The organism is Calditrichota bacterium, assembly GCA_013112635.1.
Classification (GTDB): domain Bacteria; phylum Calditrichota; class Calditrichia; order Calditrichales; family J004; genus JABFGF01.
In genome coordinates this window covers 240,864-256,432 of sequence record JABFGF010000002.1, presented here as the reverse complement: position 1 = coordinate 256,432, position 15,569 = coordinate 240,864, and the positions used below count along the sequence as shown (strand labels likewise).

Below are 15,569 nucleotides of genomic sequence, written 5' to 3'. Positions count from 1 at the left end.
CTTTTTTAGCACGTAACATTTTGATTGTTTTTTAAAAAAATAAATAGGCTGCAATAACCAACCTGATATTATCAGTGTTTGTTGTATCTTTAACTTTTCCGTTGATATCTGCTGTACCATAAGCTGCAGATGTATATTCAACTTCTCCGGCAAACCGTGTTTTACCTATTTGGTATTGAAGCCGTGGGGAGACACGAATAACATTGTCAATATTTGATCCGCGTGAGTAATACGGACCGGTATTTTCATCTTCTGTCCCCATATTGTTTGTATAACCGGCAAATAGACCGAAACCAAATCCTTTTCCATAGGATAAGTCAGTCCAGGCAGACAAGGTTTTGGAATTGGTATATTCTTCTGCACCGGTTGCTAAGTCTGTAGATTTAACTGCATAACCACCAAGCATAAGCAAGTCGGTCATATTAGACCCATAAATACTTTCAGCTTTTATTGTAAACTCACCAGAGACAAATTTTGCAAAAGCAATCCCCGCTAAACTGCTTACGGTTTCATCAGCATCATATTTAGTAAGCGGATCAGCACCATAATCATTAGAAGTAAATAATCTTGGCATAATTGTCATGTAATTTAATCCGGCACCTAAAACGACATTATCGGTTTTATACTTAACAGTTGTGTTTATAATTGGTATAGAAGAGTTTCTCAGGTATGAGGATGTACCTCCGTTTGGGCCGGTGCTTGCAAAATCCCTTTGAGATGCGGCAGTAAAACTAATTGAAATATGGTTTACATTTTTTGTATATCTTATTTGTGGATTTCTTGAGAATGGCTGGAATGGAACACCGGTATTAAATGAAACGACACCAGGGAAAACTTCTGTGATAAACATTGGGTGCCAGGTTTGACCAATCAACAAAGATGATTTTTGCCAACTTAGTTTAATAAAAGCATGGCGAAGCCTGAATCCATTTATGTCGGAGTTTGAGTGTCCAAAAAAGGCACCCTCAATTACGCCGCTTGTTTTTGCACCAAAGGCATTTGGGCCTGTGATTCCTGCTTTGAGCCGGGTTTGGATTGAAAGCATATTCAAATTTGGCTTTGCATTAATATCATCTCCATTTGCATCCGGCATTTCACCTGCAGGATAAAGGAGAAAGTGGCCTTCCCGCGCAGAAACGGTTTGGCGGCTATCAAACATAACATCAGTTTTAATAAAACCACTAAACTTTACACCGAATGTATTTTCAACTTCCTGAGCTGATTGAGCATATAATGAAATTGAAAAAAGTAATAAAAGTAATAAGAGTTTATGCACTGTACTACCTCCTGTTGTCTATCTAGTTGAGTTCAATAATTCTGGGATTGAATTTGCTCTAAATTATGTGACGCTATTTCTAAACTTTCAAACAATCACCTCTAATATAACCATATTAGAGATAAAATTCACAATGTTTGAAAATTCTTTTTTCTTATAAATAAACAGCTGTTTAGAGGTATTATGAAGGTAGTAAAGTTAGAAAAGAAGAAGCATGATTCACTTCGATAAAGGAAGTTATTAAGTGAACATTTTTTTGCGATTCGATCCTATATTAAAAAAATTAAAGATAGTTAAGTTTACATTTTACAATCGGATTTTCTATTCATCAGTCTTGGCCACTTCTTTTAAATACCAGTTTTTCTCATCAACAACCGGTCTGCTATCTGAAGTTATTTGGATTGTCTGCTTGCCAATCTGAAGTGTGTCAGTTATTCCATTATAACTTACTTCCATTGGAAGATTAAAATTTATATTTGGGATAGAAACATTAAAACTGTTTGCCGAGAGAGAATCAATTCTTATTTGCGGATAGTCTGTCGTATAAAGGTATAGATTAAAAAGGCTGTCCAAAGCCATTCCAGAGTTTTTATTTACTAAATTTAGTAGATCATTAGTACTTACAAAATTATGAAAAGTATATGCCGAATCTGTTGCAAATTGTTTCAGAGTAGGAAAGAAAACAGAATCACCAATTACAAATCTAAGAGTATGCATAAATGCAGCCCCTTTAGTATAAATATCTCCACTATAAGCATCATTAGATGTTGTATTTTTAGGGCTGGCGATGGGTGACCGGTTCCAGATTCTTCTTTGAAAACGTCTCATATATTCATGGTACGCCTCTTCACCGCTTTTATCCAAAACATACAATGCTTCTCCATAAGTGCAAATACCTTCCTGAATCCAAAAATCACCCCAATCCCCGGCTGTTACTTTGTTTCCCCACCATTCATGACCCAGCTCATGTAACAATAGTTGGTCAAAACTCAAATCACCAATTGTGCGATTATGATATTTGTTTCCATAAGCAATTATTGTCTGATGTTCCATCCCCAAAAAACTGGTGTTTAAAAGGCCAAGTTTTTCATCTGTCCAGGGATACTCCCCAAAAAACTTTCTGTAGGATTCAAGCATATCAACAGCCTGGTCTAAAAGCGAATCTGCACCGAAACGCATTTGTGGTAAAACATAAAAAACAACAGGCATTTCTTTGCCGCTTTCTGTGAGATATTTTTTTTCAACCTTTTCAAATTTGCCCATTCCGAAGTTTATTAAATAATTATTGATAGGGTAACCGGTAAACCAGTGATATGTTTTATGCCCGGGCTTGGGGTATGATTCTTTTCGCAAAAGTCCATTTGCTGCTACAAAATAATCTTCCGGGACTGTAATATTTATAGCTGCGCTATCCGGTTCATCTGATGGATGATCTTTACAAGGGAACCAGATTTTACCACCTTCTCCTTGGCAGGCAAGCCCAACCCAATCATTCTCATTTTCATCTTTTTCCCAAACAAATCCGCCAACCCATGGAGGTCTTTTGGCTTCAGGAGGTGAGCCTCTGTAAACAATTTTTATTTTTATTTGATCATTTTTCTGCCAGGTTTTGCCAGCATCGATTAATAGTTTATAATCCACATGGGTAAAACTTTTTATTGTAACATCATCAATCTCGATATTTGAAATATCAAAATTATCAAGCAGGTCAAATTCCAGTACATCTAACGAATCTGAAGTGGATTTAATATTTATTATAGTATAGCCGTCAATTGTCTCTTCTTGTGCATCAATTTCAAGGTTTATATTGTAATGCAAAACATCGTATTGGGCCTGGTTTTCTGAAAGGATTCCACCAGAGGAATAATCCGGACTAAAATACCAATAAAGTATACCTGCAACAATTATCAAAAGTAGTATCAGGCTACCAATAATTATTCCCAACCATTTAAAAAAAGTTTTCATTAAAGATCCCAAAATAAGTTTTATTTACACACAGGAATGTACTTAATTTAAGTTAAAGAGATGTCCCGTTCTAATTTACAGGAAAAGTTAGGCAAATGTTTTAATATTTGAAATACAGTCTAAGAGGGTTTCTTTTTTGATTGGTTTAATCAAAATATTATTTATTAAGCGCGATTGAAAAGCGCTTTTGATTTCATCTAAGTTAAATGAACTTAAAACAATTATCTCTGGAATACCTGATAAAGATTGTAGGTGATTAAGTGAATCAATCGAGTTAGTGAAGGGTTGATTCAGTCCAAAAATGATAGTATCAAAATGTTTTGTTTTAAGATCACAAATGGCCTTTTCTAAATTTTTATGGAAGACTAAATTGTAATCTTCTTTATTAAGCATCCGGATAAGAGATTGGCTTAATACTTGATCACTTTCTATTAAAAGGATTTTTTTATTTTCGTTTTTTATAGTCATAAAATCTAAACGCATAGTTTATTTCAGCTAAGTACAATTTTAGTGCCATAAATATTCAATATAAATACTTGTATAATTGGCATTATTAATTTGTATCGATATTAGCATTAATGCATCAATTATCATGTTTAGATCAATGTATTATTTTACTAAGTTCTCATTAGTGGGAATATGGTTTAATTATTGTGCTATAAATAAGAATCACTAGTAATATCTTATTTTTGTAATGAAGGGTTTTTTGTACTAAAATACGCAATTCCCGATTCATAATATAAACCATGATAATTTTAATATTTGGCATGTATTTAGCATATTCAATAGTTGAGTCGAATCCCGCTTTTTAGTTATGCATGAAACTTCAATAGACAAAAAACAACTTTGCTATCATTGTGGTGAAGAGTGCCGCGAAACAAAGATTAGTTTCGATGATAAGCTGTTTTGTTGTAACGGCTGTAAAGTTGTTTACGAGCTTTTATCTGAGAATAACCTTTGCACGTACTATAATTTGGAGAACTCTCCTGGTATTAACGCCGCAACTCCCTTTTTTAAAGAGAAGTTTTCATTTTTAGATGACAATGCTGTTATAAATCAACTCTTAGAATTTTCAGAAAGCGAAACTTCAAAAGTTACATTTTTTATCCCTTCAATTCACTGCAGCTCCTGTATTTGGTTACTGGAAAAAATATATAAGCTAAACCCCGCTGTAAAGTCATCAAGGGTAAATTTTGTAAAAAAAGAGGTATCTTTAACTTATAACAACGCTAATATTTCATTACGTGAAATTGCCGAATTATTAACTTCGCTTGGTTATGAGCCCCAAATAAACCTAATAGACCTGGAACAGAAAAAGCAGGAAACATCAAATAAAAAGCTATATATAAAAATTGGCATAGCCGGATTTGCTTTTGGCAATTCGATGATGTTTAGTTTTCCTGAATACCTTGATGCTTGGCAGGCATTAACTTCAGACTTTAAATTGGTTTTTGGTACATTAAATATCCTGTTAGCAATCCCGGTATTATTTTACAGTGCATCAGATTATTTTATCTCATCATTTAAAGGGCTCCGTAAAAAAATGCTAAATATTGATGTCCCCATTTCAATTGGGATTTTGGCATTGGTTGCACGTAGCTTGTTTGAAATTATTAGTGGAAATGGACCCGGGTATTTCGATTCTTTTACAGGGTTGGTATTTTTTCTGCTTTTAGGCCGGTTGTTCCAGGATAAAACGTATGCAACCCTCTCTTTTGAGCGAAATTATAAATCATACTTTCCTGTTTCCGTAACACTTTTAGAGGCTGGTGAAAACAGGGTCATTCCCGTTTCAAAACTAAATATCGGAGATACCATTTTGTTGAGAAACCAGGAGTTAATACCGGCTGATGCACTCTTGCTCTCCGAGACTGCCTCCATTGATTATAGTTTTGTAACCGGTGAATCTGAGCTGGTTGATAAAAATCAAAATGAGATGTTGTACGCGGGCGGACGATTAAGCGGATCGACAATTGAGGTTAAAATTGTAAAAAAAGTGTCCCAAAGCTATTTAACCAAACTGTGGAACAACGATATTTTTAAAGAAGAAGGCCAGGCTAAATTATCCTCACTTTCTGATAAGATCGCTCAGAACTTTACTTTTGCTGTGCTGGCTATTGCAATAATTTCCGGAACTTATTGGGCGATGGTTGACTGGCGAATGACCATAAATGTTGTATCTGCCATTTTGATTATTGCCTGTCCATGTGCGTTGGCTTTGTCTATTCCATTTTCTTTTGGTAATGCCTTGCGTGTGTTTGGAAAGAATGAATTTTTTCTAAAAAATATCCGAACCATCGAACAGATAAAATCAATTTCGCATATTGTTTTTGACAAAACAGGAACCTTGACCTGGCAAAAAAAACCAGAAATTTCATTTTCTAAAAAACTAAGTCTTCCTGACGAAGAGTTGATTAAATCTTTAACAAATAATTCGGTTCATCCGATAAGCCGTTTTATTTATAATTTTTTAAAAGCAGGGAAAATATTGCCGGCAAATGATTTTGTTGAAATCAGCGGCAAAGGAATGCTGGCACAAATAAATGGCCATGATGTACGGATTGGAAGCGCACAATGGATTGGCGTACCTCAATTACAAAATATTGAGTTTTCCGGATCGACTGCCCATGTACTAATTGATGGTGATTATAAAGGTTATTTCAGCATAAAAAACAGCTACCGTCCAGGGTTGAGCAATGTTTTACAAAAGTTGGCCAAAAACTTTAAAATAGCCCTAATTTCCGGAGATAATGCCCGTGAGAAAAACTTCTTAACAGGTCTGTTTGAAAAGTTTAAAATAAAAGGAGAAATACGGTTTAACCAAACTCCTTATGACAAGCAAAATTTTATTTTGAATTTACAGAAAGCCGGAGACAGAACATTGATGATAGGAGACGGCCTCAATGATGCCGGTGCTCTGAAGCAAAGCGATTTGGGGATTTCTATATCGGAGGATGTGAATACTTTTTCTCCGGCTTGTGATGCAATCTTAAATGCAAACCATTTTGAAAAATTACCTGTGTTTATAAATTATGCCAAATCGAGTTATAATACGGTAATTACAAGTTTTATTTTATCATTTTTATATAATTCGGTTGGATTATATTTTGCAGTAACAGGGGTTTTATCTCCTTTGATTGCAGCGATTTTAATGCCTTTAAGCTCAATTTCCGTTGTGGTTTTTGCAACACTTTCCACACGGATAAATGCAAAAAGGCTGGGATTATAGAGACAATAAATACAATTAACAGAACACAAATATCAAAATCCAAAACATTTAGATACAATTTAAAATTGGATATTGTAATTTGTATGTTATTTGAAAATTAATGTTTTAGATTTTAAGGATTTTATGGAAGTAATTTTTATTCTAATCGGCGCTAGTTTTTCTGTGGCTTTGGGGTTCCTGATTGCCTTTTTATTTTCAGTAAAAAAAGGGCAGTTTGATGACCAGGAAACGCCAGCAATTCGTATGCTATTTGATGATGAAATAAAAAAGTGATTTTAATTAATTAAAAGGAGGTCTTCTCTATGGCTGTAGAGACATTTTATTACGATAACCGGATTGTGCGGAACTTCGGTTTTGCAACTTTATTATGGGGGATCGTTGGTATGTTGGTTGGGGTTATAATAGCAATCCAACTGTATATACCTGCATTTAGCTTCAATCTCCCGTGGACAACATTTGGTCGGTTGCGCCCTTTACATACAAATGCAGTTATCTTTGCATTTGCCGGTAATGCTATTTTCACGGGTGTCTATTATTCATTGATGCGTTTAACTAAAGCGAGAATGTTTAGCGATACGTTAAGCAAAATACATTTTTGGGGTTGGCAGTTAATTATTGTGCTTGCGGCACTTTCATTTGTATTTGGTATTACGACAAGTAAAGAATATGCTGAACTGGAATGGCCTATCGATATTCTTATTACTTTGATATGGGTTGTATTTGCCATAAATATGTTTGGAACAATTGCAAAGCGGCGTGAGCGTCATCTTTATGTTGCTATTTGGTTTTATATATCTACCATAGTTACAGTTGCGGTTTTGCATATTGTCAATTCTTTGGAAATACCAGTTACTTTGTTAAAAAGTTATTCAATTTATGCAGGTGTTCAGGATGCGTTGACCCAGTGGTGGTATGGTCATAATGCTGTTGCTTTTTTTCTGACAACACCCTTTTTAGGATTAATGTATTACTTCCTGCCAAAGGCATCTAACCGGCCTGTTTTCTCATATAAATTATCCGTTGTCCACTTCTGGTCACTTATTTTTATTTATATATGGGCTGGTCCACATCATTTAATCTATACGTCATTACCGGATTGGGCTCAAACTTTAGGAACAGTTTTTTCTGTGGCGCTTATTGCACCTTCTTGGGGTGGAATGCTAAATGGTTTACTCACTTTGCGTGGAGCATGGGACCGAGTAAGGGAAGATCCGATCTTAAAATTTATGGTTGTGGGTGTGACAGCCTATGGTATGTCCACATTTGAAGGCCCAATGCTTTCAGTAAAAAGTATAAATGCATTAACCCATTACACAGATTGGACTATTGCGCATGTTCATGTTGGTGCTTTGGGATGGAATGGTTTTATTACTTTTGGAGTGTTGTATTGGCTGTGGCCACGCATTTTTCAAACCAAACTACATTCTGTAAAACAAGCAAATACTCATTTTTGGATTGGCACTTTAGGAATAATTTTTTATGCCTTACCAATGTATTGGGCAGGATTGACACAAAGCTTAATGTGGAAAGAATTTACCGCAGATGGATTTTTACAATATCCGAACTTTTTAGAAACGGTTATACAGATTGTTCCAATGTACATTGTCAGATCCATTGGTGGTACATTGTTCCTGGTTGGTACAATAATAGGCGCATGGAATTTATTTAAAACAGCTAAAGCAGGTAACTTACTAGCAGATGAAAAGGCTGAAGCACCAGCCCTTGAAAAAGAGTATAAAGAAGAATCTGGCTATTGGCATCACTGGTTAGAAGGAAAAGCAGTTCATTTTACTGTATGGGCAACCGTGGCTATTTTAATTGGTGGGGCAGTGGAAATGATTCCAATGTATATGGTTGAATCCAATGTACCAACAATTGCAAGCGTTAAACCTTATACACCACTAGAACTCGAAGGACGCGATATTTATATTCGCGAAGGTTGTAACAACTGCCACTCACAAATGATCCGTCCATTCCGTTCGGAAACTGTACGCTATGGTGAGTACTCAAAAGTAGGCGAGTTTGTTTATGATCATCCATTTTTGTGGGGATCAAAAAGAACAGGCCCGGATCTTCACCGTGTTGGGGGAAAATATCCTGATGCATGGCACTACAACCATATGGATGACCCAAGCTTGATGTCTCCCGGATCACTGATGCCACGTTATCCATGGCTAATTGAAGACGATTTAGACACATCAGATATTGCAGCAAAAATTGAAGCAATGCAGACACTTGGTGTCCCTTATGCCGAGGGTTATTCAAGTCAGGCATTAAATGATCTCAAAGCTCAGGCAGAGAAAATTGCTGCCAGTTTGAAAACACAAGGTATTTCAAATGCAGATCCAAACAAGGAAATTATTGCCTTAATAGCTTATCTGCAGAGACTTGGAACAGATATAAAGGGTTCTGCGGTTTCGGAAAATGCCACCAAATAGGGTGAGGAAAAAGTGATTAAAAATGTACTCGAATCAATATCAGGTGTAGAAATATTTCCATTGATTTCGTTATTGATCTTCACAACTTTTTTTGTAGTTGTATTGTTTTGGGTTGTAAAGCTTGATAAGAAAACAGTTAAAAAATTGGAGAATATGCCACTTGAAGATAATGATCAGTCTCAAAATATTGGGAGAAAATAAATATGAAATATGAAGATAAACTACTTGACCACAATTATGATGGGATTCAGGAGCTGGATAACAGCCTCCCTCCCTGGTGGTTAAACCTGTTTTATATAACAATTGTCTGGGGTGTGATTTATGTTTTCTACTATCATGTATTTGATATGGGCCCTTTGCAAATTGATGAATATAATATTGAAATGGGAGTTATAGAAGAAAGCTCATCCGGGTTATCCGGCTATCAATCCCCATATGCCGATACCGGTGATAAAACTCCGCCTCCACCGCCAGCCGGTGGGGAAGCCGCCACTACAGAAACTACAGAAAGCCAGGAGCCTGTAGAGGAAGTACCTGCGATTAATTATGATCTTGTAACTGATGCAGGCCGGCTTGAAAATGGTGCAAAGGTTTATGCGGCAAATTGCCTGGCGTGCCATGGAGCAAATGGAGAAGGTGGTATTGGGCCGAATATGACTGATAATTACTGGATAAATGGTGATGGTTCTTTTAATTCGATTGTAAAAGTTGTTCAGGATGGTGTTCCCGTAAAAGGAATGATTGCCTGGAAACCTGTTTTAAAAGAGAGTGATTTGTTGGATGTATCAAGCCATATGTACAACCTTATAGGTACTAATCCACCAAACCCAAAAGAACCACAAGGTGAAAAGTACGGAGACTAAGTAGTGAACGTAGATCCACAAGTAGAAGAAAAAAAGGAACTGGCGGATGAATCTTTTAGGGATTCAATAGCAACTGTTGATAGAAAAGGCGAACGCGTTTGGATTTATCCCAAAAAACCAAAGGGAAAGTTTTACAATGCGCGTACGTGGGTAAGTTTTCTTTTACTTGCGATCTTTTTTGGCGGCCCGTTTATTCATATAGGCGGGCAGCCTTTATTGTTGCTTAATTTTCTGGAACGGAAATTTATTGTTTTGGGCTTAGCTTTTTGGCCTCAGGATTTCCATTTGTTTCTTTTGGCGACAATAACTTTTGTTGTTTTTATAGTTTTGTTTACAGCCGTTTTTGGCCGTGTTTGGTGTGGCTGGGCTTGTCCTCAAACAGTGTTCATGGAACTGGTTTACCGCAAAATTGAATATTTGATCGAAGGCGATGCCCGTCAGCAAAAAAAACTAAACTCCATGCCTTTAAACGGTGAAAAGTTTTTCAAGAAAAGCCTTAAACATATAATTTTTTTGGGGATTGCTTTTCTAATTGGCAATATGTTTATGGCTTATATTGTTGGTATTGATGAAACACTTAAAATAGTTACTTCATCACCTTCCGAACACATGACCGGTTTTATTTCTGTTATTGTTTTTTCCGGAATTTTTTACTTTGTGTTTTCACGATTTCGTGAACAAGCCTGTGTTATTGTTTGCCCCTATGGACGCTTCCAATCAGTTTTGCTTGATAAAACTTCAATTGTTATTTCTTATGATTTTTTACGTGGCGAAAAGCGGGGCAAAGTATCCAAGCGAAAAGAGCCTAAGCCAGATCAGGGTGATTGTATTGATTGTAATCAGTGCGTGGATGTATGCCCAACAGGAATTGATATCCGCAATGGTACACAGCTTGAATGTGTAAATTGCACAGCATGTATTGATGCGTGTGATACTGTTATGGACAAAATAAATAAACCGCGTGGTCTGATAAAATATGCATCTTATAATGCTATAAAAGAAAATAACCATAAGCTGATTACACCACGGGCCCTTGGATATACAGCGGTGTTAACGGCATTAATAGTTTTGCTCACAACTTTGCTTGTATTAAGGTCGCCAATCGAAACTACTATTTTGCGGTCACCGGGAACAATGTTTACGATGCTTGAAAATGGTAATGTTAGCAATCTTTTTTCTGTGAAAATTGTAAACAAAACATTCGAGAAAATGCCGCTTGAATTTAATTTAAAAGGTATAGAAGGAAAACTGATTCTGGCAGGATCTACACTTGTTATAGAACCGGACGGTATTGGGCAATCAGCTCTAATTGTCGAGTTTGATCCTTCAGTATTAAAACCAGGTAAAAACAGTATCACAATTGAAATAACAAGTAATGGTGAAATACTAGATACAGTGACAACCGGTTTTGTTGCTCCGGGGGCAAATTAATGGATAAAAATAAAAGCTGGCCATATTCGATCACAATTTTCTATGTCCTTTTCATGATTGCGATGCTTTCATTTCTATTTTTTTCATTCAATAATAATATTCAAATGGTTACGGATAATTATTATGAAAAAACCCTGGAATATGAAGATCAGATTAATCGAATCCGTAATACAAATGCGCTAAAGATAAAACCGGTTTTTAATTTCAATAAAGCTTCAAATGAAATTTTTCTAATTATGCCGGCTGTTTTTGATAGCTCATCCATTACCGGGAAAATTGTTTTTTTCCGGCCTTCGGATGCAAACCTTGACCAAACAATAAAATTGAATATTAATGAAAATCATATTCAGGTTATTCCGGTAACCGGTATTGTTAAAGGAAAATGGGATGTTCAGTTACATTGGACTGCTGATGGCACAGAATACTTTTATAAACAAGTCCTGGTTTTGTAGAGAAAACATGTAGAGCTATCCCTGTTTAGTTTGTCGATGCGATCAATGGTGTATTTGGTGACAATAAAACTTTTGCTCACGAATTTAGAGTAGCTTTGAAATGGTATTCTTTTCGTCTACTTCGTGATCTTTATGGTATGTATTATTTTAAATTAAAAGAATAAAAATGTTAACGGCACTAATATTAGGTACTGTCGGCAGTTTGCATTGTGTTGGAATGTGTGGCCCGATAGTTCTTGCCCTTCCTCAAACAGAAAATCCAACAAAACTTCACTTTTTAACAGGTCGGCTGGTTTATAATTTAGGCCGGATTGTAACTTACTTTATTCTTGGATTAATTTTTGGCGGTCTTGGAAAAGTAATTTCGCTTGCTGGTTTTCAATCCACTCTTTCAATTGTATTGGGCGTTCTTATTCTAGCTTCCCTTTTTTTGCCCATCAGTAAAACCCTGGATGTAATAAATACAAGTCCCTTATGGCGGAAAACACTTGGTGGTTTATTCAAAAAGAAATCATTCTCCGCATTGGCAGGTATTGGATTGCTAAATGGCCTTTTACCTTGCGGTCTTGTTTACACGGCTTTAGCAGGTGCCATCGCAGCAAGTGACAGCTTATATGGTGCGATGTTTATGTTTGTTTTTGGCATGGGCACAATCCCTGCTTTAATCGTTGTTTCCATTGTTGGGCGGATTACAAAAATTAATTGGCAAGGATTTATAAAACGAGCTTTACCGGTTACAATGTTTGTTTTAGGAATATTGCTCATTTTGCGCGGTCTTTCCTTAGGTATTCCCTACATTAGCCCGGACTTAAGAAACAAGGGCACCAACCAGGAATTGTTTATCCCCGATTGCCATTAAGTGTCTTCCTGAATATAAATCTCATTCAACATTCTTTGCAGTTTTCAACGTAACTTTAAACGGTTGAATTTGTTGATTTTATGTCGTATAGTGATAGAGTTAAATCAAGTTGAATCACGCTAATATTATGTTATAAGCAATTCAAAAATATAGGATAAAAATGAAATCAAAAATACTTTTAATTATTTTTTCTATTCTATCTTTTGTTCTTTTAGTTTTGCATTTGGTTTTCCCCAATTTTAAAATTGATACAATTGCCCTTTCCCTGTTCATTTTAGCCTTTTTGCCATGGATTTTACCATACCTGAAGAACTTAGAGTTGCCCGGGGGAATAAAAATCGAATTGCGTGATATAAAAGAAGCGACAGAAAAAGTAACAGGAAAGTTGATAACTGTATCTGGAAAAATAGAGGAAGAATCTTCAATGTCTGCCAATCCAACGGTTATTTCTCCTGATCCAATGGCAATATTATTAAAGGTAGCCGAACATGATCCAAATTTAGGTCTAATAGGCTTTCGGATAGAATTGGAAAAAAGAATATTGGATATAGCCCAAAAAAATAGTATTGAAAGCAGATTGCCACTCTTTCCTTTATTAAGATCTCTTTATAAAAAAAATATCATAACTGAAAATGTTTTTGAAGGATTAAAAACTTTGATCGATATTGCGAATCACGCAGCTCATGGAGAGAAAGTAAATGAAGAGGCTGTGCATATTATTTTAAATAATGGTGCACAAATCTTAAAAAATCTTAAGGCATAATAAATTGTATATCAATGCTTATAACAAAGGGTTGTACAAGGAATTTAACACGGGGAGCATGATTCAGGGTTCTAATATTTTTCAGTATTAAATCCGTAAACCCAAAACGTTAGAATGAAAAAATCGTAAATCGGTATTTTAATAATGAAAAATATATTCTCCATATTTATAGTTCTGCTAATATCTTCATGTGATAATTCCAAACGAATTTTTGAGAATATTGATATTACGCCTGACAATCTGAAAATATGTGTTTTCCCTTTCGAATTTGATTTAGGTGATGAATCATGTGCGCTTCCATTAGAGAATGGAATTTTATTAGATAATCAATCAACTATCAGAACAATCCTTGAGAATTGGGAATATCATGACAACACTTCAAAATCCTTTCCCAAGTTCAAATTATTTGTATTAAAGGATAATGTTCCTCAGCGCAGTTTTTCATTTAATAAATGCCTTGACAAGTTAAATACAAGTTTCGGAAGCTATGACTTCAATCCTAATGACTTATTAAAATATAAAGATTTTTTTAAGCCATTAATTGGTTTGGATGTCCAATTTAAAACACTCAATGAATGTAGAAAATTCAATAACATTATTAAGAATGAAGCTTTTGTTTTTATTGAAGGAATTGATAGCGTATTTATTTGGGAAAAGTATAAAGGGACTGTAAAAATTAAAAAAGAATACTTTGAAAACTTCCCTGGATTAGATGTAAAAGATTTAATATATGAAGAGTTGAAATCGAATGAAAAATTTGAAATGGTTAGCTTTAAAAATATTGAAAGTGAACGATCTATTATTATTGAGTTAGTGAGTAACAATTCAATTCATTTGCCTAAGTCATATTCAATATTAGAAGACTTTCAGGAATTTCGTAATATCTCTTTTAAATTTATAGGTGTCAACAAAGAAAGAGCAAACAAAATAGCAGAAGATAATAATATTAAAATACATGTTATAAAAGAAGTACAGTTTTAAAAGTATCAAACAGTTTATTAGCTAAAATATGGGCATTATAACAAAATATTGTAGGTGAATTTGCTCGTTGGAGCATGATTTTGGCTTGGAGGGTTTTGCTCAGTGGCAAATCACCTTATTGCAGATCGTTAGCTTATCAAAAAAAATATTGGTATAAAATATAAAATGACAAAAAACATTCTTTGTATAATCTTTGTTTTGCATGGTTTTACTTTTTCAAATGACAGTGTATTTAAAGGTAGTGGTGTTAATGTAACTCCTGAGTTTTCATCTGATGTCCAAATGGTTCATGAAACAATTGAGATCACCGAAAGGGCCGGACCTTATTGGGATGTTTTTGTTGATGCAACTTTTAAAAATTATGGTGATGCACTTGACTTACAAATTGGGTTTCCGTTTAGGGTGTACAATGGTGGCGGTGATATTATTAATTATCCTTCTACTCCAGATTCTTTCAAGGTTTTTGTTAATGACAAAGAATATCCTTTTAAACTGAAAAATGGTACGCTAAATAAACAGTTCCCAGATATAAAGTATGCAGTTGTCTATACATTTAATGTGCATTTTGAGCCAGGAGAATCGAAGAGGATAAAACACACATATTCATTAGCTGAGTCATTTAACTCAGTAGGTTCAAAAAGTTTTGAATATATTTTACAGACTGGTTCTTTATGGAAAGGAGATATTGAAAAAATTGATATCAAACTGAAAATTAGAAAGAAAAGGGTTCCTGAATTTCAAATAATCAGTCCAAAAGAAAGTAACTGCTACGTTGAAAATAACTATGTAATTCTTGAGTGGAATTTTACAGATATTAATCCTGAGTTTAATCTATCAATTTCTTCTTTACCCGATATGTATAAAAATAAAACACTCGACTGGATGATTGAAGCACAATATGATGTTTTTAATCATGGCGACTTTAATGGGGTTGCTCGATATTTTCGAAACTTAGTTTTTGCCCATTATGGATATCCATTTAAGAACCCATTTTTTGAGATTCATTTCTATGATTCAAGATCTTTTTCGAAGAATGAAAATTATTCATTTGAAAATATAAGCTCAAAACATAAAGATTTTATTGATGAAATGTTAGATATAACTAAATAAATTAACAAAATATTGTAGCCTAATTTGCTCGTAGGAGCATGAATCCTGGTTTGAAAATTTGCAATCGTAAATCGGCTTGACCACGGTCGTTAACCAACTCTATCCTTCTAAAATAGTTCTATGAATTCTCTATTTTTTTATCACTTTTTCCATTATCTTCTCTTTACGTTATTCACTATTCCTGTGAGTACTTAATGTCCAC

Annotated in this window: 14 protein-coding genes; 11 read left to right on the top strand and 3 right to left on the bottom strand. The window is 34.9% G+C overall.

What is annotated here, in order from left to right; genetic code table 11:
* Positions 1-31: 31 nt before the first annotated feature.
* The 3 genes from HND50_06245 to HND50_06235 all read right to left on the bottom strand — a co-directional run bounded on the left by HND50_06245 (position 32) and on the right by HND50_06235 (position 3,724).
* Complete coding sequence (locus tag HND50_06245) at positions 32-1,276, bottom strand: hypothetical protein (GenBank protein NOG44813.1); 1,245 nt, start codon at positions 1,274-1,276, stop codon at positions 32-34.
* Between the two features lie 321 nt (positions 1,277-1,597).
* Positions 1,598-3,241 (bottom strand): M1 family metallopeptidase, encoded by a 1,644-nt coding sequence (locus HND50_06240; protein ID NOG44812.1) that lies wholly within the window; start codon positions 3,239-3,241, stop codon positions 1,598-1,600.
* Between the two features lie 87 nt (positions 3,242-3,328).
* A complete protein-coding gene (locus HND50_06235; protein ID NOG44811.1) occupies positions 3,329-3,724 on the bottom strand; it encodes a response regulator in 396 nt (131 codons plus the stop codon).
* A 331-nt stretch (positions 3,725-4,055) separates the two neighbouring features.
* On the opposite strand from HND50_06235, the gene HND50_06230 reads away from it, so the two are divergent.
* The 11 genes from HND50_06230 to HND50_06180 all read left to right on the top strand — a co-directional run bounded on the left by HND50_06230 (position 4,056) and on the right by HND50_06180 (position 15,367).
* Complete coding sequence (locus HND50_06230) at positions 4,056-6,470, top strand: HAD-IC family P-type ATPase (protein NOG44810.1); 2,415 nt, start codon at positions 4,056-4,058, stop codon at positions 6,468-6,470.
* A 123-nt stretch (positions 6,471-6,593) separates the two neighbouring features.
* Positions 6,594-6,743: a cbb3-type cytochrome oxidase assembly protein CcoS gene (ccoS, locus tag HND50_06225; GenBank protein ID NOG44809.1), complete on the top strand. Its 150-nt coding sequence runs from the start codon at positions 6,594-6,596 to the stop codon at positions 6,741-6,743.
* Between the two features lie 29 nt (positions 6,744-6,772).
* Positions 6,773-8,908: a cytochrome-c oxidase, cbb3-type subunit I gene (gene ccoN, locus HND50_06220; GenBank protein ID NOG44808.1), complete on the top strand. Its 2,136-nt coding sequence runs from the start codon at positions 6,773-6,775 to the stop codon at positions 8,906-8,908.
* A gap of 12 nt (positions 8,909-8,920) precedes the next feature.
* On the top strand, positions 8,921-9,109 hold the full coding sequence (locus tag HND50_06215) for a CcoQ/FixQ family Cbb3-type cytochrome c oxidase assembly chaperone (protein NOG44807.1): 189 nt from the start codon (positions 8,921-8,923) through the stop codon (positions 9,107-9,109).
* Positions 9,110-9,111: 2 nt separating this feature from the next.
* Positions 9,112-9,771: a c-type cytochrome gene (locus HND50_06210; protein NOG44806.1), complete on the top strand. Its 660-nt coding sequence runs from the start codon at positions 9,112-9,114 to the stop codon at positions 9,769-9,771.
* A gap of 3 nt (positions 9,772-9,774) precedes the next feature.
* Entirely contained in the window at positions 9,775-11,202 is a 1,428-nt protein-coding gene (gene ccoG / locus HND50_06205) for a cytochrome c oxidase accessory protein CcoG (GenBank protein NOG44805.1), read from the top strand.
* Complete coding sequence (locus tag HND50_06200; GenBank protein ID NOG44804.1) at positions 11,202-11,654, top strand: FixH family protein; 453 nt, start codon at positions 11,202-11,204, stop codon at positions 11,652-11,654. The genes ccoG and HND50_06200 overlap by 1 nt, the downstream gene beginning before the upstream one ends.
* 166 nt (positions 11,655-11,820) lie before the next feature.
* Complete coding sequence (locus tag HND50_06195; GenBank protein NOG44803.1) at positions 11,821-12,513, top strand: sulfite exporter TauE/SafE family protein; 693 nt, start codon at positions 11,821-11,823, stop codon at positions 12,511-12,513.
* Positions 12,514-12,673: 160 nt separating this feature from the next.
* The gene (locus tag HND50_06190) at positions 12,674-13,276 is read left to right on the top strand and encodes a DUF4145 domain-containing protein (GenBank protein ID NOG44802.1); all 603 of its coding nucleotides are present in this window, start codon (positions 12,674-12,676) and stop codon (positions 13,274-13,276) included.
* Between the two features lie 144 nt (positions 13,277-13,420).
* Entirely contained in the window at positions 13,421-14,257 is an 837-nt protein-coding gene (locus HND50_06185) for a hypothetical protein (protein NOG44801.1), read from the top strand.
* Positions 14,258-14,422: 165 nt separating this feature from the next.
* Positions 14,423-15,367, top strand: a complete 945-nt coding sequence (locus HND50_06180; GenBank protein NOG44800.1) for a hypothetical protein — start codon at positions 14,423-14,425, stop codon at positions 15,365-15,367.
* Positions 15,368-15,569: the final 202 nt, after the last annotated feature.

Coding starts and splice junctions, on each gene's coding strand:
- HND50_06240 (NOG44812.1), bottom strand. CDS start 3,241: ATGAAAACTTTTTTTAAATGGTTGGGAATAATTATTGGTAGCCTGATA.
- HND50_06235 (NOG44811.1), bottom strand. CDS start 3,724: ATGCGTTTAGATTTTATGACTATAAAAAACGAAAATAAAAAAATCCTT.
- HND50_06230 (NOG44810.1), top strand. CDS start 4,056: ATGCATGAAACTTCAATAGACAAAAAACAACTTTGCTATCATTGTGGT.
- ccoS (NOG44809.1), top strand. CDS start 6,594: ATGGAAGTAATTTTTATTCTAATCGGCGCTAGTTTTTCTGTGGCTTTG.
- ccoN (NOG44808.1), top strand. CDS start 6,773: ATGGCTGTAGAGACATTTTATTACGATAACCGGATTGTGCGGAACTTC.
- HND50_06210 (NOG44806.1), top strand. CDS start 9,112: ATGAAATATGAAGATAAACTACTTGACCACAATTATGATGGGATTCAG.
- HND50_06200 (NOG44804.1), top strand. CDS start 11,202: ATGGATAAAAATAAAAGCTGGCCATATTCGATCACAATTTTCTATGTC.
- HND50_06195 (NOG44803.1), top strand. CDS start 11,821: ATGTTAACGGCACTAATATTAGGTACTGTCGGCAGTTTGCATTGTGTT.
- HND50_06190 (NOG44802.1), top strand. CDS start 12,674: ATGAAATCAAAAATACTTTTAATTATTTTTTCTATTCTATCTTTTGTT.
- HND50_06185 (NOG44801.1), top strand. CDS start 13,421: ATGAAAAATATATTCTCCATATTTATAGTTCTGCTAATATCTTCATGT.
- HND50_06180 (NOG44800.1), top strand. CDS start 14,423: ATGACAAAAAACATTCTTTGTATAATCTTTGTTTTGCATGGTTTTACT.